The following is a 25,725-nucleotide window of genomic DNA, read 5'->3' on the forward strand; positions in this document are numbered from 1 at the left end:
AACGCGCAAGTGCAGCAGCGCATCAGCCCTGATTATTATTCGTCGTCGCCTTTGCGACGCTCAAATACCTGGTCAATCAGACCAAATTCCTTGGCCTCCTCAGCGGTCATGAACGTGTCGCGGTCCAGTTTACGCTCAATCGTGTCATAATCCTGACCGGTGTGTTTGACGTAAATATTGTTCAGACGCCGTTTCAGTTCGAGAATTTCTTCCGCATGGCGCTCAATGTCCGAAGCGACGCCGCGATAGCCCCCTGACGGCTGGTGAACCATGACGCGCGCATTCGGCAGGGCAATCCGCAAATCCTTCTTTCCGGCCGCGAGAAGAAGCGAGCCCATGGATGCGGCCTGTCCAATGCAGACCGTAGAGATCGGGCAACGGATATATTGCATCGTGTCATAAATCGCGAGACCGGAGGAGACGTATCCGCCCGGACTGTTGATGTACATGGCGATCTCTTTTTTCGGGCTTTCGGATTCCAGGAAGAGAAGCTGGGACGTGATCAGTGCGGCCATGCCGTCATCAATTCCGCCCGTGACAAAAATGATCCGCTCTTTCAGGAGGCGGGAGAAGATGTCGAAGGCCCGCTCACCCCGGCTCGTCTGCTCGACGACCATTGGGACCAGGTTCAGCGCGGTGGTGTAGGGATCGGACATTCTAGAGTTTCCAGCGTAGTCTGTTGTTCTCGTCACGACTGTGGTCGCAGACGTTGGCATATTTGTCTACCAGCCATCGCACGCAAGAGGTGATCTGATGTGGCCGGTGGATAAAGTCTTAATCTGAATCGAAAGCGCCGGGGCAAGACCCCGGCGCAATCTTTGTATCAGTCGGCCTGCACTTACACCTTATAGTACATGTCGAATTCGACCGGGTGAGGATGGAGCTGGAGGCGCTCGACCTCTTCCATCTTCAGCTCGATATAGGCATCGATCTGGTCATCATCGAAAACATTGCCCTTCTTGAGGAACTCGCGGTCACCATCCAGATTTTCAAGGGCCTCACGAAGCGATCCGCAGACTTGCGGGATCGACTTCGCTTCCTCTGGCGGAAGGTCGTAAAGGTCCTTGTCCATGGCGTCGCCCGGATGGATCTTGTTTTCGATACCGTCGAGGCCCGCCATGAGCAGGGCTGCGAAGGCGAGGTACGGGTTGGCCGTCGGGTCCGGGAAGCGGGTCTCGATACGCTTTGCCTTCGGGTTCGAGCCGAAAGGAATGCGGATCGACGCCGAACGGTTGCGAGCCGAATAGGCCAGCATGACCGGGGCTTCATAGCCTGGCACGAGACGCTTGTAGGAATTGGTCGACGCGTTAGTGATCGCGTTCAGCGCCTTGGCATGCTTGATGATGCCGCCAATGTAGAACAGGCAGGTCTCGGAGAGGCCGGCATAGAGGTCGCCTGCAAAGGTCGGTGAGGACCCGTTCCAGATCGACTGGTGGACGTGCATGCCCGAGCCATTGTCCTGGAACATCGGCTTCGGCATGAAGGTCGCGGTCTTGCCGTACTGCGCGGCCACATTGTGGATCACATATTTATAGTACTGAAGGTTGTCGGCCATCTTGGTGAGGGTCGAGAACTTCATGCCAAGTTCGTGTTGGGCCGGCGCCACTTCGTGGTGGTGCTTTTCAGGGTTGAGACCGATCTCGCCCATGATGGCGAGCATTTCAGAACGCATGTCCTGCTCGGAATCAATCGGCGGAACCGGGAAGTAACCGCCCTTGGCATGTGGGCGGTGACCCATATTGCCCATTTCATATTCCTTGTCCGTGTTCGAAGGAAGCTCCGTCGAATCAAAGGAATAACCCGTCTTGTGTGAGTCGGTGGACCAGCGAACATCATCAAAGACGAAGAATTCGGCTTCCGGACCGAAATAAGCGGTCGTGCCGATACCGGTCTGCTTCAGATAAGCTTCCGCCTTTTTCGCAGTTGTGCGCGGGTCGCGGCCATAGGCTTCGCCAGTGATCGGGTCGAGAATATCGCAGATGACGGCCAGCGTGGTCTGCTGGAAGAATGGATCGATGAGCGCTGCGCTCGTATCAGGCATGAGCAGCATGTCGGACTCGTTGATCGCTTTCCAGCCAGCAACGGACGAGCCGTCGAACATCTGGCCTTCAGTGAAGAAGTCGTCGTCGATCATGCCCTTGTCGAACGTCACATGCTGCAGCTTGCCGCGCGGATCTGTAAAGCGCAGGTCGACAAACTCGACATCCTTTTCCTTCATGAGTTTTAGTAGATTTTCGGCCATTTAGCCCTCCTGTTTGAATTCTTGTCTCTTGGCCCGCGACCAACGCGGATAACTGGCTAGAGCGCGCCCTCGCCAGTCTCACCCGTCCTGATCCGGACAGCCTCGGTCACTTCTGACACAAAGATTTTTCCGTCGCCAATCTTTCCGGTGTGCGCTGCTTTGGAAATCGCTTCAATCGCGCCAGGAATGCTGCCATCGGCAACGACCAGCTCAACTTTCAGCTTCGGCAGGAAGTCGACGACATATTCTGCGCCGCGGTAGAGCTCGGTATGGCCACGCTGACGCCCAAAGCCTTTTGCTTCCGTCACGGTCATGCCCTGCATACCAACGGCGTGAAGCGCTTCTTTTACATCATCCAGTTTGAACGGCTTGATGATCGCTTCGATCTTTTTCATTGGCTCTAGACCCTTCTTCCTACGTTTGATTTTGCTGTGAATTAGCAGGCCTACGCTTGGCCCGGTAATTCCATTATCGAAATGCGAGATCGCTATGTGCTTCTGCACAGTTTTTCAGCGCCATTGACTGAGTTTTGGGCATCTTGGCCACACTCAAAAATGACGCCTGCGTCATTGTTCTGTTAACTGGCCCATGGTAAAAGGCTCCCTAATCCTTATTTCAAATCGGAAACCACCATGAGCGCAACTGTCGTCGCGAACATTGACCCCAATCGCCGTCAGCCAAAATTTCGTCCGTTGAAGGCGTGGAGCCACATGCAGAAGCTGATAGCGAACAAGGAAGATACCGAACAGGTATTCCTGATCATTGAGTCGCTGAATGGCAACAACCTTCAGAAGGATTTTGAGCGATTTTTGGCCTCCGACCGTGGCGTTGAGGAGCTGCAGAAGCGCACATACCTGCCGCCGATTCTTGACCAGCACGGCCCCCTCCACAACATGCCGGAGGGCAGCGTCGGACGAACCTATGCCGAGTTCATGGAACGGGAGGGCCTGACAGCCGCAGGGCTCGTCACCGAGAGCGAAACGCGCGAGTCGGACTGGCGCGATTACGACGATGATCTGCTTTGGTATGCCAACCGCCTTCGGGACACGCACGACATGTTCCATATCCTGACCGGCTATGGTCGCGACGCGCTGGGCGAAGCAACGCTTCTCGGTTTCACCCACAGCCAGAATGGCGGACTGGGAATTCGCTTCATCAATTTCATGGGCGGCCGGGAAATCTCGAAAGTCGCGCCAAAATCAGCAAACATTCGGGCTGTGTTGCGCGAGGGCCGCGAGCATGGGAAGGTCGCGAAACGCATTATCGAACAGGACATTTTGGCGCTTCTTCCGCGCCAGCTCGAAGATGTGCGGGCCGAACTCAACATCAACGAGCCCGCTCTCTACAAACGCGCCAAGTCAATGCTTGAAGACGCAGGTATCCAGCCGCTTGCGGCGGCCGCATGATCTGGCTCATCCGGCATGGTGAGGCAGCGGCCGGCTGGGGCGATGCCGACGATCCCGGTCTGTCCGGGCTTGGGCGGAAACAGGCATTCCACGCGGCTGACATCCTTAGGTCTGCCCCCGTCACTCGTGCTATTTCAAGTCCCATGAAGCGTTGCCAGCAAACAGCAGACGCATTCACGTCCAGGTCGGGAATGTCGTTTGACACAGTGAATGCAGTGACCGAGATTCCGACACCCGCCGGCCTGGATGATCGCCGCGCGTGGCTGTCCGGTTTCATGTCCGGTGACTGGTCGGCGGCCCCTGCCCTCCTCAAGGACTGGCGCGATGGCCTCATCGCGGCGGTCGAAGGACTTCCAGACAATACAGCCGTGTTCACCCACTTCGTTGCCATCAACGCCATTGTCGGCCACCTCAATAATGTCCCGGGCGTAACTGTCTTTCGTCCTGCCAATTGCTCGATCACGACGTTGACCAGATCCGGGTCGGCGCTCAGCGTCGACAAGCTCGGAAGCGAGGCAGCAACTCGGATCCTGTAGCAATAGACGGGATTTGGACGGTTACTGGACGGTTGCCTCGCACCTCACGGGCCGTCTTTTCAATCTGAATTTGCTATGGAAACATGGCCAAGCTGAACCGGCCGGAGATGTCTGATTGCCAAAGATCAATCCTGAGAAAAATTCACCTGAGCTGTGGCTTGAGCATTGGCCCTGGCCGGATGCTGAGGGGCACAAATACCGGCGTGGTCACCTGGGCTGCGTAACGGGCCCTCCCTCTGCGACCGGGGCCGCACGCCTGGCCGCGCGCGCGGGTCTTCGCATTGGGGCCGGTCTGGTCAGCCTGCTCTCGCCGCCGGCCTCGGTTCTGGTCAACGCCGTTCACTCGACAGCTGTAATGGTAAAGGCCTTTCACGATAGCGACAGCCTGTCATCTCTGGCGAGCGAGACGAATTGCACCGTCATTGGCCCAGCAGCTGGCGTCACCGAAGCCACGGCCCGCAACGTCATATCTGTTCTGGCGACTGCAGAAAGCGCCGTGCTGGACGCCGATGCGCTGACGGTGTTCAAGGATGCGCCGAAAGATCTGTTCAAGCACCTCCGTCCGACGACCGTGCTGACACCACATGAAGGCGAATTCGAAAGAGTCTTTCCTGGCCTGCTGGATCAGCTTGGTCGCATTGAAGCTGCGAAGAGCGCATCCTCCGTGTCGGGTGCCGTCATGATTCTCAAGGGCGCCGAAACTGTAATCGCTAATCCAGATGGCCGGGTCGTGATCAACCGCCATGCATCACCCTTTCTGGCGACCGCCGGCAGCGGTGACGTCCTGGCTGGCATCACGGGCGGGCTGATGGCGCAGGGCATGTCGGCCTATCACGCGGCCTGCGCGGCCGTCTGGGTACATGGCGATGCCAGTCTCCGGTTTGGCCCCGGCATGATCGCGGAAGACCTGCCCGAAATGTTGCCTGGCATCCTCGCAAGCTTTTATGCATCGCGGTCTTGAACCGTTCGGCGGAGCTGAGTACGAGAGCCCTCCACACATAGCGGATGTGGCGAAATTGGTAGACGCACCAGATTTAGGTTCTGGCGCCGCGAGGCGTGGGGGTTCAAGTCCCTCCATCCGCACCATGTGAGATTGGTCATGTCCCACGCGTAGACAGTCGCGCCACGCTGTGACATACACCGCCGCTTCTAGGATAATCGATGCCAGAACGTCCGGTCGCAAAGGCCGACCCGGCACAAGGAATGACAGACATGGAATGCACCGAAACCACCGATGGCCTGAGCCGCATGTACAAGGTCAAGGTGCCTGCAAGCGAGCTGAAAACCCGCTTCGACGCAAAGATTGAAGAAATCCGCCCGCAGATGCGCCTGAAAGGCTTCCGCCCAGGCAAGGTTCCTGCCGCTCACGTCAAGAAGATGTTCGGCAAATCCATCATGGGTGAAGTTGTCGAAGCTGCCATGAAGGAATCCAGCGAAAAGGCCATCGCCGACGCGGATATCCGTCCGGCTTCACAGCCAGACATGCACATGGAAAGCGACATGGAAGCCGTGCTCGATGGCAAGGAAGACCTCGCCTATCACATGCACGTAGATGTCATGCCGGACTTCGAACCGGCCGATACTTCCAAGATCAAGATCACGCGTCCGGTATCGGAAGTGGATGACGCCGCGCTGGACGAAGCGCTTGGCCGCGTCGCTGAAAACAATCAGAAATTTGAAGCCCGCGGCAAGACCGCAAAAGCTCGCGATGGCGACGCCGTGCTGATTGATTTCGTCGGAAAGGTTGACGGAGAAGCCTTTGAAGGCGGCGCTGCAGAAGGTCACTCGCTCGTTCTGGGATCGGGCAGCTTTATCCCCGGCTTTGAAGAGCAGCTGGTTGGAACGAAGGCCGGCGACAAGAAGGATGTCGAGGTCACTTTCCCCGAGCAGTACCAGGCCGAACACCTCGCCGGCAAAGCGGCTGTGTTCGAAGTGACCGTTCATGAGGTTCGCGCACCAAAGACGCCGGAAATCGACGAGGAATTCGCAAAGGGCCTCGGGATCGATTCCCTGGAAGAGCTGAAAAAGCTTGTCAGCGACCAGCTTCAGGCCGAGCTCGACAACGCATCACGCGCCAAAGCCAAGCGCGCCTTGCTCGACGAGCTCGACAAGGCCCACGACTTCGAGCTTCCGCCGAAAATGGTCGACATGGAGTTCGACCAGATCTGGCAACAGCTGCAGTCAGAAATGGATGCCGGTCGCGCAAGCGATGAAGACAAGGACAAGCCGGAAGAAAAGCTGAAGGAAGAATACCGCGCAATTGCTGAGCGCCGCGTTCGCCTTGGTCTGGTCCTGGCGGAAATTGGCCGTCTTCAGGACATCAAGATCTCCGAGCAGGAAGTCCAGCAGGCCCTGATCCGCGAAGCGCAACGCTATCCAGGGCAGGAGCGTCAGGTCATTGAGTTCTTCCAGCAGAACCCGAACGCAATGGCGCAGCTGCGCGCCCCGATCTACGAGGACAAGGTTGTCGACTACCTGCTCGAGAACGTGAAGGTCTCCGACAAGAAGGTCTCCAGGGAAGACCTCCTCAAGGAAGACGAAGAATAGTTTTTCGCCGAATTGAAAATCCTGGGCCCGGCAGTTTTCGCTGCCGGGCTTTTTTCATGCTGCTTCCGCGGCTTCGACGGTAGGCTCGCTCGCTGGCGTGGTGTCTGCACCAACCAGGTCGGGCGGAATGGCTATGGGCACGACCTGCAGCAAATTATCGTCCGTCAAAACAGCCGTGACGACAAATTCCTGCCAGCCGATCATCACACGCAACTTGTATTCACCTGCAGCGAGGTTCTCGAATGCATATTGCCCGAAAGATGCGGACGCTGCTTCGGTGGTGTTGGATGTTTGCGTCTCGATCAGCTGGATCGTCTGCCCTTCCAGGCGCTGATCGCCCGGAGAGGCCTTGCCGTCACCATCCATGTCGATAAAGACGGCGCCGCGCAGCTGCCCAGACATGATGACCGGGATCTCGACATTCGTCCTGCGTCCACTAGAGATCGTCGCCTTCGACATCTGACCTTCCGCGACCATGCAGCCGAGCGGAAGGCTCTGCCGACTGATCGAAAGGCCGAACAGGCCCTCTTTCATGTTCTGGATCGTGAAATTCCCGTCCCTGTCTGCAGCGAAGGACAGACGCGTGCCTTTCACACTGACCCGAGCACCTGGCAGCCCCGGCTCGTTCTCCTGCCGAACGCCGTCTCGATTGAGGTCGACAAACACCCTGCCCGTCAGCACACCGCGATCTTCAAGCGGGATCGTGTGCTTTCGCGGCTCGTTGAATGTGATGGTTCCACGAATGGCTACGGACAGGTCGTTCTGTCCTTGCAGGTCGTCGAAATACGTCGCGACAAACTCCGTCTTGGCGTTGATGAGGTAGCGCGCCTGCAAATTGGCAAAATAGCGGGTTGCATTATCGTCCGGCTTCACGCTTGTTAGCGCGGCGAACTGGCCATCTACAGTGACTCTGTCTCCGAGTTTCGCACCCGTCGAGAACGCCGCCGAAGCGCCGGCCCGCAGGGACGCACGACCATCGATCCAGGCAAGAGTTGTAGACGGCGCTACCGATGCGAATGCTCCATCACCGAAGCTCTTGCGCAGAGGGTTGGTCTGCACGGTAACGACAGCCTGCTGGGTCGTGCCCGCCTCACCCTCTTGTGACGTGAAACTTGCCTGACCATTGCCCCAGTCAAATCGCTGGAAAGCGCGCGCGCGGACCGAAACGGCATCTGAACCCGCTCCAGCGGTCTCCGCCCGCGTCTGATCGACGTCGATAGACAGATCCGGTCCTTCCCGCCCGATGCGCGTACTCACCGAGGCAGCCAGCGACCGCGTCGTGATTTCATTGCTGCCCGACACATGGTTGTAACTTACCCGCGCGCCGACCGCGACGTATTGCAGGACGCCCCATGAGTCAGCGCTCCGCCAGTCCGTCGAGGCATAACCGCCGGTGCGCGCGCCAATCCGGTTGTCAAACACACCCTCAAAAGCGGACTCGCTTGCAGCAGCAGCGAACTTTTCGCCATCCCGGTAAGCAGTAATGGCGGCATTGATCTGGTCAGTCAGCTTATATCGGGTCTCAACGCGGGCACGCATTTCCAGACCTGAACCAATGGAAGTGTCGAAATGGCCCGCATCAGCTGAGAGATACACAGATTGAAGCGGGCCTTCCTGGTCGCCTGTGTCGAACACTTTCTGGCCGGACAATACGAATGCCGACGTGTTGCCATCATCGGAGGTCTTCATCGATACGCCGAGTTCCTGCGCACCATCCAGCTGCATCAGCCGCACGCCTGCAGCAAAGTCGGCGAATTCCGGCTTTGACGCGGTCTCGCTAAGCCGTTCAGACCCAGTCAGCGTGACGCCGGCAGCCACCGCAACGATCGACCCGTCATCCGTCTGTTCTCGATAAGACAGACCGCGAATACGAGAGACATCTACCCCGGACAATTCGCGGAACCGGTCGCTATAATCACCTACGCTACCAACCCAGCCATCCAGGCTCTGCACGTCGAGAGACAACCAGCGTGGTTGCAGCTCTTTCGAACGCTGAAGGCCGCCAGCACTCTCATAGGTCAGGCGCGAGTTGAAACGGGCGACGCGGCTACTGAATTCGGCGCGAACCGGACCGCGATCGCTCAGCTGGTAGCTGAGGGCTTCGGGCGTAAACGGCGTATTGCCGATTTCTGAAGCCACCATTTCGCCTGGTAGCGCCGCACCGTCCAGCCTGTCACCGAGTTGCACATTGATACGGTTGGAGCCGGACTGCACGGTGATATGCGTACCCGTAAGCGTTTCAATTGCGGAGAATGGCAGAAGCAGTTGATCGCGATCGGCGAACGACATGTTCGCTGCCACACCGCGCGGCGTCCCGTTGATCGAGATAAGCCCCGATGCAAGGTCTAGCCGGATTACCGCAGAATCCTGAGCGCGAACAATTGTGACGAAGCCTGACTCAGACCTCACCTCATGCCCAAGAGCCGCAGCCACCGGGCGCAATGGCACCAGCAGAACAGGCCCAATCGTTCGCGCCTCACTGCCACGCGCATCGATTGGTCGCCCGTTGACCCACAGATCGAAATCGAATCTCGACCGAAGCCGCTGGTCAAGAACGAAAACCAATTCGCCATCGGCGGCGTGGCTGAGAACGGTGCCAGTAAGGACGGCGACAGCATTCGGGTCGAGCCAAAGACTGGCTTGCTCTGCCGGCTCAAAGTTTGGCAATTTGCCAAGAACAACGCCGTTCGAGCGAACCTTGCCGTCGGCAAAGTCGAGCGTCATTACCGCTCCATCCTGCATGCGGAAGTAACTCAGGATTGTGCCTTTACGCTCGAACCGGCCGTGCAGGATTTCGGCAATCGGTTCCGCCTGCAGCAGGTAAGCTTCGCTGTGAGGCGTCACTCGGCGCGTCCGCACGGATGTCACGACACCGTCCACGGTGATGTCCCGGTACTCGATTGGCGTTCCGTCGGTGATCAATGCCCCCGCTTGTACTGTCTGGCCGTCGCCGGAAACGACATATGCCTCTGGCTGCGTGACCGTCAGCGAATCATTGCGCGCACCGTCCTGCGCTGCTGTGACCGGAGTCGCAGCCAGCACAATCAATGTCACAAGGACAGATATGTCGAACCGGAGAGCCATTCTCATGCGCCGAACGCCGGCGCAGCCTCAATAATCAGCAGGCAGGAGCACTGGTCAGCGCACGGCATTCCGGCGATGACGGGCCGTCTTCGGCAAGCTGGGCAGGAAAGCTCTGGCGACCGACTCTACCCGACGAGTGGACAACGATTTGCGGATGGGATGACAAGCTGCTTAATTCGAACGTCTGATCCAGCGTGGTCACGCTCCGTCCGTCAGTTACCTGCTCCACTGTCCTGGACAACCACACATCGGCACTGCGAGAATCCGCAAGAGCACTGCCCGCAAAGGCCAGCGCTCCAGCCAGCAGGCCAGATCGCAATGAAAACATTTTAACACCCAATAATTATTCTTCTTGGGGAAATCGTAGCTGCAGGCGGTTAATATCCACCTTAAAGGGCTGCATCTGCAGCAAGGGAAAGGCTCAGGCAGAGCGACATCTGGCCCCACGACACGTCGACCTGTTTGTGCAATCGATGAAGCAAGCTCACCACGCTCAAACGAATTTCGCGGAATTCCCATCAAAGGCGCGTCATAATGCCTGAATTTAAAACAATATTTTCTATTTTTTCAGCTCTTGCAGTGCTGGCTGCTTGTGGTGGTGTCGAAAATCAGTCCCCCGATGCGCCTCAACAGCCTGAGATCACCTCGACGGGGAGTGGAGGCGATACTTCCTCTGCCAGGAGCCCCGAGGGCTCAGGCGATTTCTCAGCACTGCCCGCGCCCTATTCTGAGGCAAGCTATTCTCTGGGGCGGCGGACCTTCAAACTTTGCGCAGCCTGCCACACAGTGACCGAAGGCGGTCAGAATCTGGTCGGCCCTAACCTTCACGGCATCTTTGGGCGCAAAGCCGGTTCACTGGAGCGTTTTAATTATTCGAGCGCGCTGAAAGAAGCGGATTTCGTTTGGACGCCGAAGCATGTTGATGAATGGCTTGCCAATCCGAAATCCTACCTGCCGGGAAACAATATGAGCTTTCTCGGCGTACGGAAGCCAACCGACCGCACTGCTGTCATCGCCTATCTGATGCTGGAAAGTGGATACACGCCGCCTGCGGCGCCTCCGTCAGAAGATCCGTGAAATTGCCAGGAATACGGCGCTTTCTTCAAATTCGCCGCCAAATTCGGTGAGCGATCCGATAGAAAGCTCAAACGTCTCTGCCTTCCAGAGATACTCGAACTGGTACTTGCTGGAACCGGCATTATGGGTGCCATCGTCGAACCAGGCTTGCGAGATCGCCCAGACGTTCGAAAAAACCTCCTGACCGTAGCCGACCTCGAAGCGTTTGCGGTTGCAGCCGTCTTCGTGAATACGATAGGCAGCCTCTGCAAACCAGAACGCCGGCACGGACTTCTTTTTGAGCTTGTAGGTCAGCGATTGCCCAAGCCCGGCCCTGGCCTCAGCGCCTAACGCTTCGCAAGCGGCTGCACCACCAATCGCAGCGCCCCTCAGCACGCCGCCCTCCAAGGACACGACGATGCTGGGAGAGAACCGAAAACCGCGCCTTGCTGTCGCGCGCCAGCCATCTGAGCTGAATTCCGGGTAGCGGTCGAAATCCAGCCGTTCATACTTGAAAGTGGCGGTCCACTGATCGGTTACACCATATTCGGAGTAAGTATCGTAGCGCACCGCATTCAGCGACTGAACGGATGATCGTGATATCGCAAGACGGGTATAGAATTCGTCGTCATGGCGGGTCCAGGGACCGGCATTCGCAGCCGGAGCCCAGCACGCGATCGCAACGAGACAGCCCCACCTCAGCATAGACGGAAGGCGTTATAGGCCCTCCGTCATACGTTGAAAAGTGTGCGCCCAGATTAAAGGCGGAAGCGGATCTGGTCAGACCAGAAGCGCTCAAGTCGCGAGACAGTCTTGTTGAGCTGCGTCAGATCGTTCGGGCGGACGCTGGCCGTCGGCTCCAGTGCGGTCGCCTGCTTGGCAAAGAGGCCTTCCACTCGCTCGCGTACCTTGTGACCGCGATCTGTCAGTCGAAGGTGAACCGTTCGTTTGTCTGCTTCGGAGCGCGACTGGAGCAAATATCCGCCCTCTTGCAGCTTCTTGATGTTATAGGACAGGCTCGTTCCAGCAAAAGCGCCTCGGGCACGAAGCGTGGAAGCCGGCGTTTCGCCCTCGCCAATTTCATAGAGCAGCAGGGCCTGGACACCTGTGAGGTGGCGCTCGCCGCCCCGCTCTAGATCATCCTTGACGACATCGTGCAGACGGCGATGAGCCTGCTCGAGCAGCGAAAGGGATTTCAGGAAAGATTCAGCAACCGTGTCTTCACCGGTCACTGCTTGCGCAGCGTTGTTCATATTTACCACCATCATCACTCAACTTTTGTTGTAGTTTGAATAGAGTTACGCCGATCTTCCTGATATTTCGTTAAACATGGCCGTTCCGGACGCCCGATTCGTTAATGTTTCGCCCCGATTCTATTCATTTTCGCTGTTTTGAGGATCGGCTTCACGTCAATTATTCTACACCCAACATAGAATTGCGCATGCGCTGATGCGGTGTTGCTCACTGGATTACTTATTGCAGATTGAACTGCAGCCGGTTGCTTGCGTCGTACTGCTGGTACCGTGATGGCATTATGATAAGTTAAAGCCAGCGCAACCAAATCAGGATACCCGGCGCCCATGGAAGAATATCGCGAGCACGTACGGTTTCAGATCAACACAACCGGAACGCTGATCCTGGAATCGGGCTTCAAGGTTACGTTTGTGGTGAAGGACATTTCTCAACGCGGGGCGAAGCTTTTATTGTCAAATACCTTCGTTGTCCCCGAGAAGTTCATTATCGAAATCGTGAGCCCGGATCATCAGAAAATAAAGAAATGCAAGGCGGCCAAGCAGTGGCAACGGGGGCCCTTGCTCGGCGTTCGCCTGATCTCATCTGAAACCATCACGCTATAATCTCAGGAGCGAGCCAATTCCGGATATTACGATTGGACCTGCCGGCCCCTCTGATATCCCCCGCCTGATTGAAGTTGATCTGGCCGCCGGACAGCTGTTCGCCCCCACCGGCCTTCTTAGCGGCGAGGCCCTTAAAGATCACGTACCCAAGCATATCATGCAGGAGGCGATACGATCCCATCGTCTCGACGTCGCAAGAGTCCCCGATGGACGAGCCGTCGGATTCACCCTCGTAACCTTGAAACCGACCGCCCTCTATCTTGATCAGATCAGCGTCCACCCGGAATATGGTCGATCCGGCATCGGACGGTCATTGATGCGCCAGCTGGTGACGAAGGCCAGGGAGCTGGGCCAGACCAGAATCGTGCTTTCGACCTTTCGCGATGTTGAATGGAACGGCCCCTTCTATGCGAGCCTGGGCTACAAACCGGTGAAACGCACAGATTACGAACCGTTCATGGTCGATATTGAAAAAGCGCAAGCCCCGTTCATGGACGTTTCAAAGCGCATCTTTATGAGAAAGCGTATTCGCAAGCGGTTCATTCGCGCTAAGAAGCCCGTATGACTTCTCCATTTCCACAGCAGTTCCCGACCACACGGCTCAGGCGCCTTCGCCAGAATGGCTGGATCAGGTCTCTCACCTCTGAAAACGTGCTCACTCCATCGGACCTGATATGGTCGATGGTCGTGCACGATGGCGATGAGGCGCGCATACCCGTCGGTTCGATGCCCGACCTCTATCGTCTGAATGTTTCTGAGGCCGTCAAGGCTGCCCGAAAGGCCAGCAGCCTGAATATTCCAGCGATCGCAATTTTCCCGCACATCAATCCGTCGCGAAAAGACGAAACAGGCCGAGAAGCCCTGAATCCGGACGGGCTTATTCCTGATGTCATCAAGGCAATGAAAGACGCAGCGCCAGATGTTGGCATTATCTGCGATGTCGCTCTGGATCCCTACACATCGCATGGACATGACGGGCTGATCGATTCCGAAGGCTACGTCTTGAATGACGAGACCAGCGAAATGCTGGTGCAGCAAGCGATTGTCCAGGCGGAAGCCGGCGCAGATGTGGTCGCGCCATCGGACATGATGGATGGCCGGATTGGAGCCATCCGCAAAGCCCTGGAGGCGGCGGGGCACACCAATACGATGATCCTCTCCTACGCAGCGAAATATGCCAGCGGCTTCTATGGTCCTTATCGCGATGCCATTGGCTCGGCGACTGCCCTGAAGGGCGACAAGAAAACCTATCAGCAAAACCCAGCGAATAGCGATGAAGCCTTGCGTGAAGTGGCCATGGACATTGCTGAGGGCGCCGACATGGTGATGGTCAAGCCCGGCCTGCCCTATCTCGACATTGTCCGCAGGGTTTCCGAAACCTTCGCCATCCCGACGATCGCCTTTCAGGTCTCAGGTGAATATGCTCAGATAAAGGCGGCTAGCGCGCGCGGCTGGATCGATGGAGACCGGGTCATGATGGAAACCCTGCTTTCCTTCAAGAGGGCCGGCGCCGCTGGAATTATCACCTACTTTGCCGAATACGCAGGCGAACTCCTGAACGACTGATGCGGACCTGGCATTTTTCTCGACGTTTGATCATTCGGCTCATTGCAGCCGCGATTGTCGGCTCTACCGGAATGATGACGGCGAACGCCCAGTCAACGGGTGCATATCTAGACTCGCTGGACCTCAAGGGCGGAAATATCGGTCTTTCGGTGATGCGTCTGGACGGCACTCCAGTCGTCGAGCGCAATGCCAGACAACGCTTCCTGCCAGCCTCCAGCCAGAAACTGCTCACCACTATTGCCGCCTTTCACTATCTCGGCGACTTCGATAATTCGGGATGGCCGAAAGGGACGGTCCTCTCGGTTGAGGTACGCGAAGATGCAGAAAGCCTTCCGGATGTGCGCCTCATTGGTACCGGTGATGTGACGCTGTCTGTCGCACAGGATTGCCAGAACAACTGTCTATCCTCGCTCGCTGACGCGCTGGCTAGCTCCGGTATCAGACAGGTGGATTCGGTTATCGTGGATGACACGCTATTTCGCTCTCCCTACCGCCCCGATGGCTGGAGCCATGATGATCTAAAATTCGCTTATGGGGCCGCAATCTCAGCGCTCAGCGCAGACCGGGGAGAAGCGGCAGCCCAGATATCGGCCCCGAGAAACGCAACGGCGTCTGCTCCAGTCTTCGCCTGGTCCTCCTTCCCGGCCTTCGATGTCGAAACGTCCGCGGTGACCATGCATCCGGGCAGCCAGGAATTAGAGCTGGACCTCCAGGTTGGCACCAATCGCGCTGTGTTCAGCGGAAATCTGCCTCCCGGCACCAGCCTGCCCCTGCGCTTCGGTCTCAGCGACCCATCCTATTATGTCGGGCAGGTGCTGCGCTCAATGTTGGTGCAGCGCGACGTCTCCGTAGCAGGCAATGTCGTACGCGCTCCATTACCGGCAGGATCCGGCCACAACAGCCGGGTCGAAATCGCCCGCTACGCCTTGCCGACGCCCGATCCAATTTCGACCATTCAAGCCATCCTGCACGATAGCAGTAACGTGGACAGCGAAACCCTGCTTCACCACATTTCGCTAACCTTGTCGGACCGCACGCCGGAATCCGGCATCTGGCTAGTAGAACATATTCTCGCAGAAGCAGGTGCAAACGAGTTTGAATACAACATCGCCGACGGGTCGGGGCTTTCAGTTTATAACCGCATCTCTCCGGGTGCGATGGCGAGCGTCTTGGCCTGGGCGAGCGAGCAATCCTGGTACGAGGAGTGGTATCCGCTCATCGCCAGCAGCGGTGAAGACGGAACACTGTCCCGGCGCTTTGTCTCCTCTTTCATGCCAGGCGTGATCCGCGCCAAGACTGGAAGCGTGTTCGGCACGGATGCGCTGGCGGGCTACTTTACGGGCGTCAGTGGCGAAAATTATGCCTTTGCTATCTTTGTCAATGATAGCGGCCTGACCCACAGGGAAGCTCGACGTCTGATCGACGACGCTCTCCTGAACCTGATATCCAACCTCTGATTCAGTCGTCCCACGTTTCGTATTTGGCGCGCATATATTGCACCCCAAAGTCTATGACTTCGCGAAGGACACCTTCATCAACATCCGCGAGCTTGTTTATGTACAGGCAGGACTTGCCGAGCTTGTGTTTACCCAAGCGTTCCAGCTTGTCCGAGAGATCGAGATAACCCGGCAGGATATAGATGACGAGATTGGCCTTTCGTGGCGAGAATCCAGTCATCAAGAAATCGCCTTCCCGGCCACTCTCGTATTTGTAGTGATAGCGGCCGAACCCGATTATGCTCGGACCCCACATCCTTGGTTCGAGATTTGTGACTTCGCTGAATATCTCCAGAAGTCTCTCCGCATCGGCGCGCCTTGTCTTATGATCAATCGACGCAATAAAGGCTTCAGGCGACTGCTCGGTCTGTTTTGTTTTGTTGTCTGATTTCGCCATGCCCCTCTCCCGCACCGGACCAGCGCTGAACGCCCATTGTCATCCAAGGTCCACGGCCTCGCCGAGGTCCAGTACGACAATCAATACCATAAGAAGGACAAGCAGGCTGATTGACAGGCCGACATTTATCCAGAAAGCGCGATCAGCATTCTGCTGATCGATCCAGCCACGTGGCTTGATCTGTTTCAGCCTGAACACCGCCAGCGCCGATACCAGAAGACATACAATATTGAGGAACAGCAACATTGCGGAGCGCGATGCGAGCCCGAACTCACCCGCTCCCAGAAAGAGGCCGAGGGCCGCTCCTGGCGGCAGTAATGCCGCCGCCACCATAACGCCGACAAGTACGGCCGATTTGCCTTGCGCCATCGACAAGGCAGCTGCGCCGCCCGCCGCCAATGCCAGCGCCACGCTATCGAGGCGAACCTGGGTGCGCGACATCAGCTGCTGGCTTTCAAAGTTAATCGGCAGGATGAAGGAGAGCGCGAAAGCAACAATCAAGGCAATCGTCAAACCTGCAACCAGCGTCTTGCCGGACTCCTTGAGCAAGACCATGTTGCCAAGCCCACTGCCCAGGGCAAACCCCAGGATCGGACCGAGAAGCGGCGCAATCACCATGGCACCGATAACTGCTGCCACGCCGTTGGAATTCATGCCGATAGCCGCCACGATGGTTGAAAGCCCGGAAAGAATGAGAAAGTCGCTCGTCAGCGCGGCATCCCGCGTCACATCGTCGAGCAGTTCTTCCCGCAGCACTTTCAGCTGAGCTTTCTTGTCTTCCTCCTCCAGAGGTTCCGGGGCCGGAATGACCGCTTCGATCGGAATGAGGGTTACGCGCCAATCCTTGCAGGTATCAAGTGCCCTGTAGATGGCGTCAGACAGCGCCTGAGACCGACCATCGTGCATGACGACTTTCAGATAGACCCGGTCTTCCTGATGGACCTTGAACTGAACCCAGTCGACGGGCTCAAACGCCTTGATCGCCCGAATGACCGTTTCGCTATCTCGCGCCTTCAGATGAATTTCGAGTTGGCGCACATCAGTTCTCGATCGTCTTCAAGCGGGAAATCAGGCTGGATGTATCCCAACGACGCCCGCCTGCTGCCTGGACGTCAGCGTAGAACTGGTCGACAAGAGCCGTGAGCGGCAACGATGCACCGGCCGCATTTCCGGCTGCTAGTGCAATTCGCAAATCCTTTCGCATCCAGTCAACCGCAAATCCATGTTCAAATTCGCGTTCCGACATGGTCTTCCAGCGGTTTTCCATCTGCCAGCTCTGCGCAGCGCCGCCCGAAATCGCTTCAATAACCTTGGCGACGTCGAGTCCATTCGCCTCTGCAAAGTGGAGCCCTTCAGAAAGCCCCTGGACGATACCCGCAATGCAGATCTGGTTGACGGACTTGGCCAACTGCCCTGCACCGCTTTCCCCGATGTGCGTGATCCTGTGCCCGTACGCCTTCATCACGGGTTCGGCCTTCGCCATCGCGGCGTCTTTACCGCCACACATGATAGTGAGCTTGCCGTTCTCCGCTCCGGCCTGACCACCGGATATCGGAGCGTCGATGAAACTGGCCCCCCGCTTCTGGCAGCGTTCATTCAGCCTGCGGGCCAGTCCCGCACTGGCCGTGGTATGGTCAACGACGATCATGCCGGCGGCCAGGTTGGGCTCGATCTCGTCAAAGACGGCTTCTACGTCAGGATCATCTCCCAGGCACAAAAGAACAAACTCCTTTCCGAAAACTGCAGATGCCGCATCCTTGGCAACGCTTCCCTTAAATTTGCTGCTCCAGTCCGCGCCTTTCCTTGCAGTGCGGTTCCATACACTGACATCATGTCCGCTTCTCGAAAGATGACCTGCCATGGGAAAACCCATGACGCCCAGTCCCAGAAATGCGCACTTGCTCATAATTGCCTCACCGATTGGAATTCTCGAACCTGACCAACCTAGATCGGGCAGCCAGCTTTATCGACCGCGTGGATGGAGAATTGCGGGAATTTTCAAACCAGATTGATTTGCATCAAATTCAACAGTTTTGCGAGACGAGACTTCAAGACAGAGCTGTTAACCACGTTTCCAGATCAGAATGATCGGAACACTATGGCTGATTACAGCGCTTCATATCGCCGGGCTGGCAGAATGCCCCTCGCGCCCATTCGCCGCCAGGGCGCATGGAAACTTGCCTATGCTGATTTCCTGACGGCACTGTGCGCTTTCTTTCTCGTCATGTGGCTAATTCACGGGGCATCGAAGGATCAGCGCGCAGAGATCGCCGGTCAGTTCGGCTCTCACCCGGCCTCGACCACCAGTCTCTCGGCTCTGCCAATCGATCCGATTGCGCCGGTCATGGAGACGCTGGAAGAATCGGAGCTGCTGCGCGACCATGCGACGAACGTCATCGTGCACGCAGATGGAAAGCTGATCCGACTGGAACTTGTTGACCTTGATCGTTCTCCCCTCTTCGACAAGGGAAATGCGTCGCTTAACCCGCGTGGTCAGGAAGTAATTGCTCTGGCAGCAAAGGCCGTTTCAGCCTTGAGCCTGCCGGTGTCCATCGAAGGTCACACTGATAGCGACCCAATAAGCCGGGACAATTATTCGAACTGGGAATTGTCTGCTGACCGGGCGAATGCTGCCCGCCGGGGCCTGCTCGAAGGCGGTGTAGATGGATCGCTCATTCAGAGCGTCGCCGGCCTCGCCGAAACGCGGCCCTTGCAGGATGGGCCGTCTGACTTGCCTCAAAACCGGCGCTTGAGCATAGTGGTTCACATTAAATAGATCCGGTGATCCGCTGGGATCCAGATCGCAGGCGAGGAGGCCGAATGGCCGCAGAACTCATATCGAATTGGCCCATGTGGGTCAGCCTGATTGCAGTCCTGATCACAATTGTCCTGTACATGCTAGACCGTTGGTCAATGGAGATTGTTTCCATTGGCGTGGTAACGGCGCTCATGATCATCTTTTCCCTGCCGGGCGCAAACGGCAAGGATGGTAGCCCTATCGGGGCCGACGATCTGCTTCAGGGCTTCGGCAATCCGGCGCTCATAACGATCATGGCGCTCCTTGTCGTTGGCCAGGGTATCTTTCAGACCGGCGCAATAGACGGACCGACAAAGGCGCTTGTGTCTTCCTATGGCAAGCGGCCTTTCCTGACATTGCTGACAACATTCCTGGCCGTTTTCGCGATCAGCGCCCTGACGAACAACACGCCTGTCGTCATCATGTTTCTCCCGATCATGAGTGCCATCGCGGCGCGCATGAAGACGTCGCCCTCAAAGCTCATGATGCCCCTTAGCTTCGTCTCGATCCTCGCTGGCATGACAACGCTCATCGGCACGTCCACCAACCTTCTGGCAGCCGATGCTTATGTCCGTATCGAAGGTACGGAACTCGGCTTTTTCACGCAGACGCCCATGGGCCTGATGCTTGCGGTTGTCGGAATGATCTACATTCTCCTCTTTTCGAAATTCATGCTGCCCAACCGCGATACTTTCGCAGAGGAAATCGTGCCGACCGGCAAACAGTTTGTCGCGCAGATCGAAGTGACGGAGGACCATTTCCTGATCGGGAAGTCGCCCGTAGCTGGAATGTTTCCGGATCTCAAGAATATGACAGTGCGAATGATCCAGCGCGGTGAGCGGGCCATCCTTCCGCCGTTTGATGACCTTCAATTGCGTCCTGGTGATCTGGTGATTGTGGCGGCCACACGCAAATCGTTGACTGAACTGCTCGCCTCCCGCCCGGGTATGCTGCAACAGATCTGGCAGGGCGCGGACGATGATGAGGCTGTTGACACAAGTGCGCCCCAACTCAGCCTTGTCGAGGCGGTAATCGCACCTGGCTCTCGAATGGCCGGCCGGACCGTTGAGATGCTCGGCTTCCGACGCCTGACGTCGTCTGTTGTGCTCGGCATTCAACGCCGGTCCAGAATGATCCGCGCAAAGCTTGGACAGATAAGGCTCGAGGCAGGCGACACACTTCTCCTGTGCGGGCCGACTTCCGCATTCCAGGGGCTACGCACCAGTCGCGACATCATACTTCTGGAATGGTCCCAAAGCGAAATACCTATCACCGCCAAAGGACAGGCAGCACGCCTCATTGCTCTCATCATGGTTGCACTGGCAGCCCTCAATATCACGTCCATTCTCATCGCATCGGTTTCGGCCGCCGTCGCCATGATCCTGTTCCAGTGCGTAAATACGCGGCAGGCAAGCCGGGCACTCGACCTGAGAATCTTCCTCGTCATTGCAGCTGCGCTTGCAATGGGAACCGCACTTGAGATGACGGGCGCTGCTTCCCTGATAGCGCAGCTCGTTGTGTCTACGGCTGCGCCCTATGGCGAACTGGCCATCATCTCCGCGATTTTCCTCAGCGTCGCAGTCCTCACAAACGTGTTGAGCAATGCAGCGACTGCCGTCCTGTTCGCTCCGGTGGCCCTGGAAGCGGCACACGCGTCAAACGCAGATCCGCTTCCATACATCCTGGCCGTCATATATGCCGCCAATTGCAGTTTCGCTTCGCCAATCGCTTATCAGACGAACATGCTTGTCATGGCGCCTGGTCATTACAGGTTCTTCGACTTTATTAAGTTTGGTGGCCCATTGATTGTGGTGATATGGTTGGCGTTTACGCTGTTGGCCCCTTGGCGATTTGGACTTTGAGTGCGTTAATTGATGACGATGAAACTTGATGAGTCGTTGTTTTCTGTTCCCGGCTTGCGCCGAGGGTTGCGGTTTTACGTCACCGCGCCAACCCCTTGCCCGTACCTGGAAGACCAGTTCGAGCGCAAGGCCTTCACCCATCTCGCTCAAGCATCCCCGGACGCCCTGCATCATCAGCTGAGCGAAGCAGGTTTCCGTCGCAGCCAGGCTGTTGCCTATCGCCCTGCCTGCCCAAGCTGCAATGCATGCCGCAGTGTTCGCGTTGATGCCAATAATTTCAAACTGAGCCGTAACCAGTCACGCATCGTCAACCGGAACAGGGATCTCGTTCGCACGCCCGTCGAACCCAAAGCAACGCGCGAACAGTTCCGCTTGCTCAAGAATTACCTTCTCGCGCGTCACAAGGGCGGCGGCATGTCCGACATGGGCTATCGCGAATATGTCGGCATGATAAACGAGTCGCCGGTGCAGACACTCCTGTTCGAGTACCGCGAAGGGTCAGAGCCCGACTCACCGCTGGTGGCCGTATCTCTGACGGACGTCCTGCGGGACGGCTTCTCAATGGTCTATACATTCTTTGATCCGCGGCAGTCGCAGCGCAGTCTGGGCACATATATGGTGCTCGACCATATTTTGAGCGCTGAAGACTACGCCCTGCCACACGTCTATCTTGGCTACTGGATCAAGGGCAGCCAGAAAATGGACTATAAGCGCCGCTTTCAGCCGCTGGAAGTGCTTGACGGACCCGTCTGGCGTCGGCTTGAAGACGACGAGTAGTGCTTTTGCCCGCCCGAAAGAGGCGGGAAAAGTCAGAAGGGTCGGGAGGGCCGATTGATCCGAAGACGCAACCTGCTTGGCGCTGGGCTGCTTGGTATTGGCGGAGCAGCCGCTTCCTTTGGCAACCCACAGAAGGCAGCCGATCTTGCTGCGCCCGCCATAAGCCGGAACCGTCGGCGCCTGAACATGGTGACGACATGGCCTAAGGGCCTGCCGGGCCTCGGTCGTGCCGCGGAACGGGTATCTGAATCGATCCTGGCAATGTCCGAAGGCCTGATCGAGGTTAAGGTGTACGCGGCTGGCGAACTCGTTCCTCCATTTGAGTGTTTCGACGCCGTCGCCAACGGTTCAGCGGACATGTACCATGGCGCCGAATATTACTGGACCGCGAAATCCACCGCCTACCCATTCTTTACCGCCGTGCCTTTTGGAATGACGGCACAGGAAATCATGGGCTGGATCGACTTTGGCGGCGGGCAGGAACTGTGGGACGAGCTCTCGGCACAATTCGGCATCAAGGCTATTCAGGGCGCGAATACGGGCCACCAGATGGGCGGCTGGTTTCGCAAGGAGATCAACAGCCTGGACGATCTGATCGGGCTGCAAATGCGCATTCCAGGTCAGGGCGGAGATGTGCTTCGCGCGCTTGGCGGCTCGGCCAAGGCGCTTCCGGGCGGTGAAATCTATCAGGCGCTACAGACGGGCAATATCGATGCGACCGAATGGGTCGGCCCGTGGAATGACTATTCGCTCGGCTTCTACCGTGAAGCGCCCTACTATTACGGGCCAGGCTTCCATGAGCCGGGCGCCAGTCTAGCCGTAGGAGTGAACCTCAAGGTCTGGGAAAGCATGACGCCCGGCGAACAGGCGCTGATCAAGGCGGCCTGCCAGTCCGTGAACCACCTTTCGCTTGGCGAATTCACCTATCAGAACGCGGTCTACCTCAATATTCTGAAAGATGATCACGGTGTCCAGCTGCGCTCGTTCCCGGACGATGTCGTAAAAGCCATGGCCGAAGCCGCTGCTGATGTCCGCGCCGCTTCCGGGCGGGACGGAATTGAGAAGCGCATTTACGCAAGCTTTGAGGCAGGCCTCAAGACAATGCGCGAATGGGCCGCGGTCTCGGACGGACCTTATTACGCCGCACGCGAACTCGGATCGTCGGAGTAATTCAGGTATTATGGGGGCGGACTTTTTTCTTGCACTCGGTGGCGTCCTGAAATGGATTGGGCTGTGCCTGCTTCCCCTGTTTCTGCTGCCATTGATCACGCTCGTTCTGCCCGAGATTTCTAAAGCGGCATCAACCTTCCTCTCACGCCAGCTTGACCGTTTGACGCGGCTCGCCCTGTCGGTCGCTATCGTGGCAGCGGTCCTCTTGTTCCTGCTGCAGCTGACTGTGGTTATCGCGAGCTATGCATTTGCGCTCTCATGGACCTGGCTTTCGGAGACGGTGATCTATGCATTCGCAACAATTTTCATGTTGGGCGCCGCTTCTGCGCTGATGGATGACGCTCATGTGCGTGTGGACATCCTGCGTCCGCGATTTGGCGAAAGAGGACGCAACTGGATCGAGCTCGCCGGCACCTATTTCTTTCTGTTCCCGATCTGCATCCGAATTCTGATGACTGGAGAGCAGGGCCTCGCTCGCTCCTGGTCCCTGTTCGAAGGGTCGCGTGAAACCGATGGCCTGCCACTCCTCTTCCTGTTCAAGACGCTCGTGCCCGCATTCGCTGTGCTCCTTCTTGCGCAGGGGCTCTCAATCGCATTGAAAGCGGCCCTTCGCCTCACGGGCACCTCTCCGGGCAAAGGCGGCCATACCGAACCAGAGAGCAAACACTATGGAGCTTGAAGTTCTCCTCGCTCTCCTGATGTTCGCAACCGCGATCGGCGCCCTGCTCGCAGGATATTCCGTCGCGCTCACCCTTGGCGGCGTTGCCTTGCTATTTGCCCTTCTCGGTATCGCTCTAGGAGTGTTTCCCGAACCGCTCCTGCTCTCCTTGCCAAGCCGCATACAAGGCGGCTCAATAATGCAGAACGAAACGCTGGTTGCGGTACCGCTGTTCGTCATCATGGGCGTAATCCTTGAGCGTTCACGGGTCGCAGAGGATCTGCTGCACATTGCTAGCCGCCTGCTTGGACGCATCAGAGGCGGCCTCGGTTATGCCGTCGTGCTCGTAGGCGCGCTGCTCGCAGCGTCAACCGGCATTGTGGGCGCCACCGTCATCACTATGACGCTCATTGCACTGCCGTCCATGCTTCAGAAGAATTATGATCCCAGACTCGCTACCGGAACGATCGCTGCCTCTGGTACGCTCGGACAGATCATTCCTCCGAGCATCGTGCTCATTCTGCTGGCCGACGCCGTATCCAATGCCGCGAGTCAGGCCGCATCGCAGATCGGATCGGCGAGTTTCGTGGTATCCGTAGGCGATCTTTTCGCAGGCGCGCTCATTCCCGGCCTGATCCTGGTCGGTCTTTATCTCAGCTATATTGCGTTCATGGCCTTCGCCCGGCCAAGAGCATGCCCGGCCACCATCAATGAGGACGGCCCGCCGCTCACCCGCAAGGAAATCCTCTTCGGACTTGGAGCGCCTCTTGTACTCATTATCGCGGTTCTAGGGGCGATTCTCGGCGGAGTCGCTACGCCAACAGAAGCGGCCGCGATTGGTGTCGCGGGCGCGCTCCTGCTCTCAGGGCTTCGCCTCAGTACTGAGAAGGAAATTCTTCTCCAGCGGCTCGTAATTGCCGCTTTCGCAGCGACGCTTGTTATTTTGACCGTGCGCAATCTGACCGATCTGCGTCTTGGCGTAGACACTCTGTCCACAGAGGCCATTGTCGGTGCAATGATCACGATGCTGGCCGCGGTACTCCTGTTGATCGGCATTGTTGCGAGCATGTTTATCTTGCATCGCCAGAAGCAGCTTCAACCGGCCTTCAAGAGCGCCGTCCACATTACATCCATGGTGTTCCTGATCCTGATCGGCGCGTCCCTGTTCTCTCTCGTTTTTCGAGGGTTTGGCGGGGATGAAGCGGTTGCTGACATTCTCGCCTCCATTCCCGGCGGACGCTGGGGCGCCTTGATAGGTGCCATGCTGGTCATGTTCCTGTTAGGCTTCTTCCTCGACTTTATCGAGATCGTATTCGTCGTCGTGCCACTGGTAACACCGCCGCTGATTGTTATGGGTTTCGACCCAGTCTGGCTCGCCATCCTGATGGCGCTCAACCTGCAGACTAGCTTCCTGACGCCGCCGTTCGGGTTCGCCCTGTTCTATCTTCGTGGCGCGGCCCCGGATACTGTCAGAACTGGCGACATCTGGCAGGGCGCGCTGCCGTTCATCGGGCTACAGATCCTTATGATCCTGCTCGTGGCCTTCCTGCCCGGCCTTGCGACTTGGCTTCCGTCGCTTGTCGCAAAATAGAAAAGCCCGCCTGGGACACATCCGGCGGGCTCTTCTGAACGATTTTACCGTATCGATCGCAGCTTAGAACTTTACTTCCGGTACCGTGGAAAGCGCCGTGCGGTCGCCACCGAGATCGAAGAATTCGCGTTCTGGAAAATTGAACATGCCGGCGACGATGGAGTTCGGGAACTGCTCGCGCGACGTGTTGTAGTCCTGAACAGCAGCGTTATAGAAGCGGCGCGCGGCGGCAAGCTTGTCTTCAATGACGGATAGTTCATCCTGCAAGTCCTTGAAGTTCTCGTTCGCCTTGAGGTCCGGATATGCCTCAGCCAGCGCGAACAATTTTCCAAGCGCACTGGTCAGCATGCCTTCAGCCTGCGCCATCTCGCCAGGAGAGTTGGCGGCTACCGCCGAATTTCTGGCCGTTATGACTGCGTCCAGCGTCTCCCGCTCGTGCGTCGCATAGCCTTTTACCGTCTCCACGAGGTTCGGGATCAGGTTCTGGCGTTGCTTTAGCTGAACGTCGATGTCGGCAAAGGCCTGATTCACGCGCTGTTTCTTGGAAACCAGCGAGTTATAGATACCGATCAGGAACACTGCGATAATCGCAAGCGCCCCCAAGAGTACGTAAAGAACAGTCATTGAAGACCTCCACCCTCTAAATCAATCAATGCAGTAGCCGCGCCAGCGGATCGTGGCAAG

At 57.3% G+C, this 25,725-nt stretch carries 25 protein-coding genes and 1 tRNA gene; 16 read left to right on the plus strand and 10 right to left on the minus strand.

Translation table 11 applies throughout. The features are described from left to right. Window positions 1–35: 35 nt before the first annotated feature. From B8746_RS11730 to B8746_RS11740, 3 genes are all read right to left on the minus strand, one after another. Window positions 36–656 carry an ATP-dependent Clp protease proteolytic subunit gene (locus tag B8746_RS11730; RefSeq protein WP_084393851.1) on the minus strand — a complete coding sequence of 207 codons (621 nt, stop codon included), beginning with the start codon at window positions 654–656 and terminating at the stop codon, window positions 36–38. Window positions 657–838: 182 nt separating this feature from the next. Then, the gene (gene glnA, locus B8746_RS11735; protein ID WP_084393852.1) at window positions 839–2,242 is read right to left on the minus strand and encodes a type I glutamate--ammonia ligase; all 1,404 of its coding nucleotides are present in this window, start codon (window positions 2,240–2,242) and stop codon (window positions 839–841) included. 56 nt (window positions 2,243–2,298) lie between these two features. Continuing rightward, on the minus strand, window positions 2,299–2,637 hold the full coding sequence (locus tag B8746_RS11740; RefSeq protein WP_084393853.1) for a P-II family nitrogen regulator: 339 nt from the start codon (window positions 2,635–2,637) through the stop codon (window positions 2,299–2,301). A gap of 237 nt (window positions 2,638–2,874) precedes the next feature. Between B8746_RS11740 and B8746_RS11745 the strand changes: the two genes are divergently transcribed. The 5 genes from B8746_RS11745 to tig all read left to right on the plus strand — a co-directional run bounded on the left by B8746_RS11745 (window position 2,875) and on the right by tig (window position 6,731). Next, window positions 2,875–3,648, plus strand: coding sequence for a Coq4 family protein (locus B8746_RS11745; RefSeq protein ID WP_233124213.1), 774 nt, complete (start codon window positions 2,875–2,877; stop codon window positions 3,646–3,648). After that, the gene (locus tag B8746_RS17535) at window positions 3,645–4,184 is read left to right on the plus strand and encodes a histidine phosphatase family protein (protein ID WP_084393854.1); all 540 of its coding nucleotides are present in this window, start codon (window positions 3,645–3,647) and stop codon (window positions 4,182–4,184) included. Before B8746_RS11745 ends, B8746_RS17535 begins: the two co-directional genes overlap by 4 nt. Before the next feature lie 115 nt (window positions 4,185–4,299). Continuing rightward, window positions 4,300–5,145: an NAD(P)H-hydrate dehydratase gene (locus B8746_RS11755; protein ID WP_084393855.1), complete on the plus strand. Its 846-nt coding sequence runs from the start codon at window positions 4,300–4,302 to the stop codon at window positions 5,143–5,145. Window positions 5,146–5,185: 40 nt separating this feature from the next. After that, a tRNA-Leu gene (locus tag B8746_RS11760) sits at window positions 5,186–5,270 on the plus strand. Window positions 5,271–5,396: 126 nt separating this feature from the next. Further along, the gene (tig, locus tag B8746_RS11765; RefSeq protein WP_084394230.1) at window positions 5,397–6,731 is read left to right on the plus strand and encodes a trigger factor; all 1,335 of its coding nucleotides are present in this window, start codon (window positions 5,397–5,399) and stop codon (window positions 6,729–6,731) included. Between the two features lie 54 nt (window positions 6,732–6,785). Here the strand turns inward: tig and B8746_RS11770 are convergent, their stop codons facing one another. Further along, window positions 6,786–9,815: an SdrD B-like domain-containing protein gene (locus B8746_RS11770; protein ID WP_158084615.1), complete on the minus strand. Its 3,030-nt coding sequence runs from the start codon at window positions 9,813–9,815 to the stop codon at window positions 6,786–6,788. A 534-nt stretch (window positions 9,816–10,349) separates the two neighbouring features. Between B8746_RS11770 and B8746_RS11775 the strand changes: the two genes are divergently transcribed. After that, window positions 10,350–10,892 (plus strand): c-type cytochrome, encoded by a 543-nt coding sequence (locus tag B8746_RS11775; RefSeq protein WP_084393857.1) that lies wholly within the window; start codon window positions 10,350–10,352, stop codon window positions 10,890–10,892. Here the strand turns inward: B8746_RS11775 and B8746_RS11780 are convergent. Further along, on the minus strand, window positions 10,878–11,576 hold the full coding sequence (locus B8746_RS11780; RefSeq protein WP_084393858.1) for a hypothetical protein: 699 nt from the start codon (window positions 11,574–11,576) through the stop codon (window positions 10,878–10,880). The genes B8746_RS11775 and B8746_RS11780 overlap by 15 nt on opposite strands. A gap of 53 nt (window positions 11,577–11,629) precedes the next feature. Continuing rightward, window positions 11,630–12,124 carry a MarR family winged helix-turn-helix transcriptional regulator gene (locus B8746_RS11785; protein WP_233124218.1) on the minus strand — a complete coding sequence of 165 codons (495 nt, stop codon included), beginning with the start codon at window positions 12,122–12,124 and terminating at the stop codon, window positions 11,630–11,632. A gap of 327 nt (window positions 12,125–12,451) precedes the next feature. Between B8746_RS11785 and B8746_RS11790 the strand changes: the two genes are divergently transcribed. The 4 genes from B8746_RS11790 (at window position 12,452) to dacB (ending at window position 15,750) form a co-directional block, all read left to right on the plus strand. Beyond that, a complete protein-coding gene (locus B8746_RS11790; protein WP_084393859.1) occupies window positions 12,452–12,727 on the plus strand; it encodes a PilZ domain-containing protein in 276 nt (91 codons plus the stop codon). Window positions 12,728–12,884: 157 nt separating this feature from the next. Next, window positions 12,885–13,292: a GNAT family N-acetyltransferase gene (locus tag B8746_RS11795; protein ID WP_084393860.1), complete on the plus strand. Its 408-nt coding sequence runs from the start codon at window positions 12,885–12,887 to the stop codon at window positions 13,290–13,292. After that, on the plus strand, window positions 13,289–14,293 hold the full coding sequence (gene hemB / locus B8746_RS11800; RefSeq protein WP_084393861.1) for a porphobilinogen synthase: 1,005 nt from the start codon (window positions 13,289–13,291) through the stop codon (window positions 14,291–14,293). Before B8746_RS11795 ends, hemB begins: the two co-directional genes overlap by 4 nt. A 26-nt stretch (window positions 14,294–14,319) precedes the next feature. After that, window positions 14,320–15,750, plus strand: a complete 1,431-nt coding sequence (dacB, locus tag B8746_RS11805) for a D-alanyl-D-alanine carboxypeptidase/D-alanyl-D-alanine endopeptidase (protein ID WP_158084616.1) — start codon at window positions 14,320–14,322, stop codon at window positions 15,748–15,750. Window position 15,751: 1 nt separating this feature from the next. Here dacB and B8746_RS11810 read toward each other — a convergent pair whose 3' ends face one another. The 3 genes from B8746_RS11810 to B8746_RS11820 are packed head-to-tail and all read right to left on the minus strand — an operon-like array spanning window position 15,752 to window position 18,092. Then, window positions 15,752–16,186 (minus strand): DUF1801 domain-containing protein, encoded by a 435-nt coding sequence (locus B8746_RS11810; protein ID WP_084393863.1) that lies wholly within the window; start codon window positions 16,184–16,186, stop codon window positions 15,752–15,754. A gap of 39 nt (window positions 16,187–16,225) precedes the next feature. Continuing rightward, on the minus strand, window positions 16,226–17,224 hold the full coding sequence (locus B8746_RS11815) for a TIGR00341 family protein (protein WP_084393864.1): 999 nt from the start codon (window positions 17,222–17,224) through the stop codon (window positions 16,226–16,228). Between the two features lies 1 nt (window position 17,225). Further along, window positions 17,226–18,092 carry an NAD(P)-dependent oxidoreductase gene (locus tag B8746_RS11820; protein ID WP_084393865.1) on the minus strand — a complete coding sequence of 289 codons (867 nt, stop codon included), beginning with the start codon at window positions 18,090–18,092 and terminating at the stop codon, window positions 17,226–17,228. A gap of 231 nt (window positions 18,093–18,323) precedes the next feature. Between B8746_RS11820 and B8746_RS11825 the strand changes: the two genes are divergently transcribed. From B8746_RS11825 to B8746_RS11850, 6 genes are read left to right on the plus strand one after another with little or no spacing between them, the layout of a single operon-like run. Further along, window positions 18,324–18,962: an OmpA family protein gene (locus B8746_RS11825; protein WP_158084617.1), complete on the plus strand. Its 639-nt coding sequence runs from the start codon at window positions 18,324–18,326 to the stop codon at window positions 18,960–18,962. 44 nt (window positions 18,963–19,006) lie between these two features. Continuing rightward, on the plus strand, window positions 19,007–20,845 hold the full coding sequence (locus B8746_RS11830) for an SLC13 family permease (protein ID WP_084393867.1): 1,839 nt from the start codon (window positions 19,007–19,009) through the stop codon (window positions 20,843–20,845). A gap of 12 nt (window positions 20,846–20,857) precedes the next feature. After that, entirely contained in the window at window positions 20,858–21,622 is a 765-nt protein-coding gene (locus tag B8746_RS11835) for an arginyltransferase (protein ID WP_084393868.1), read from the plus strand. 54 nt (window positions 21,623–21,676) lie between these two features. After that, complete coding sequence (locus B8746_RS11840; protein ID WP_084393869.1) at window positions 21,677–22,792, plus strand: TRAP transporter substrate-binding protein; 1,116 nt, start codon at window positions 21,677–21,679, stop codon at window positions 22,790–22,792. A 10-nt stretch (window positions 22,793–22,802) separates the two neighbouring features. Then, window positions 22,803–23,471 (plus strand): TRAP transporter small permease subunit, encoded by a 669-nt coding sequence (locus B8746_RS11845; protein ID WP_084393870.1) that lies wholly within the window; start codon window positions 22,803–22,805, stop codon window positions 23,469–23,471. Then, entirely contained in the window at window positions 23,461–25,041 is a 1,581-nt protein-coding gene (locus B8746_RS11850) for a TRAP transporter large permease (protein ID WP_084393871.1), read from the plus strand. The genes B8746_RS11845 and B8746_RS11850 overlap by 11 nt, the downstream gene beginning before the upstream one ends. Before the next feature lie 63 nt (window positions 25,042–25,104). Here B8746_RS11850 and B8746_RS11855 read toward each other — a convergent pair whose 3' ends face one another. Then, window positions 25,105–25,665: a LemA family protein gene (locus B8746_RS11855; RefSeq protein ID WP_084393872.1), complete on the minus strand. Its 561-nt coding sequence runs from the start codon at window positions 25,663–25,665 to the stop codon at window positions 25,105–25,107. Window positions 25,666–25,725: the final 60 nt, after the last annotated feature.

The organism is Henriciella pelagia (genome assembly GCF_002088945.1).
In the GTDB taxonomy this organism is placed as follows: Bacteria; Pseudomonadota; Alphaproteobacteria; order Caulobacterales; family Hyphomonadaceae; genus Henriciella; species Henriciella pelagia.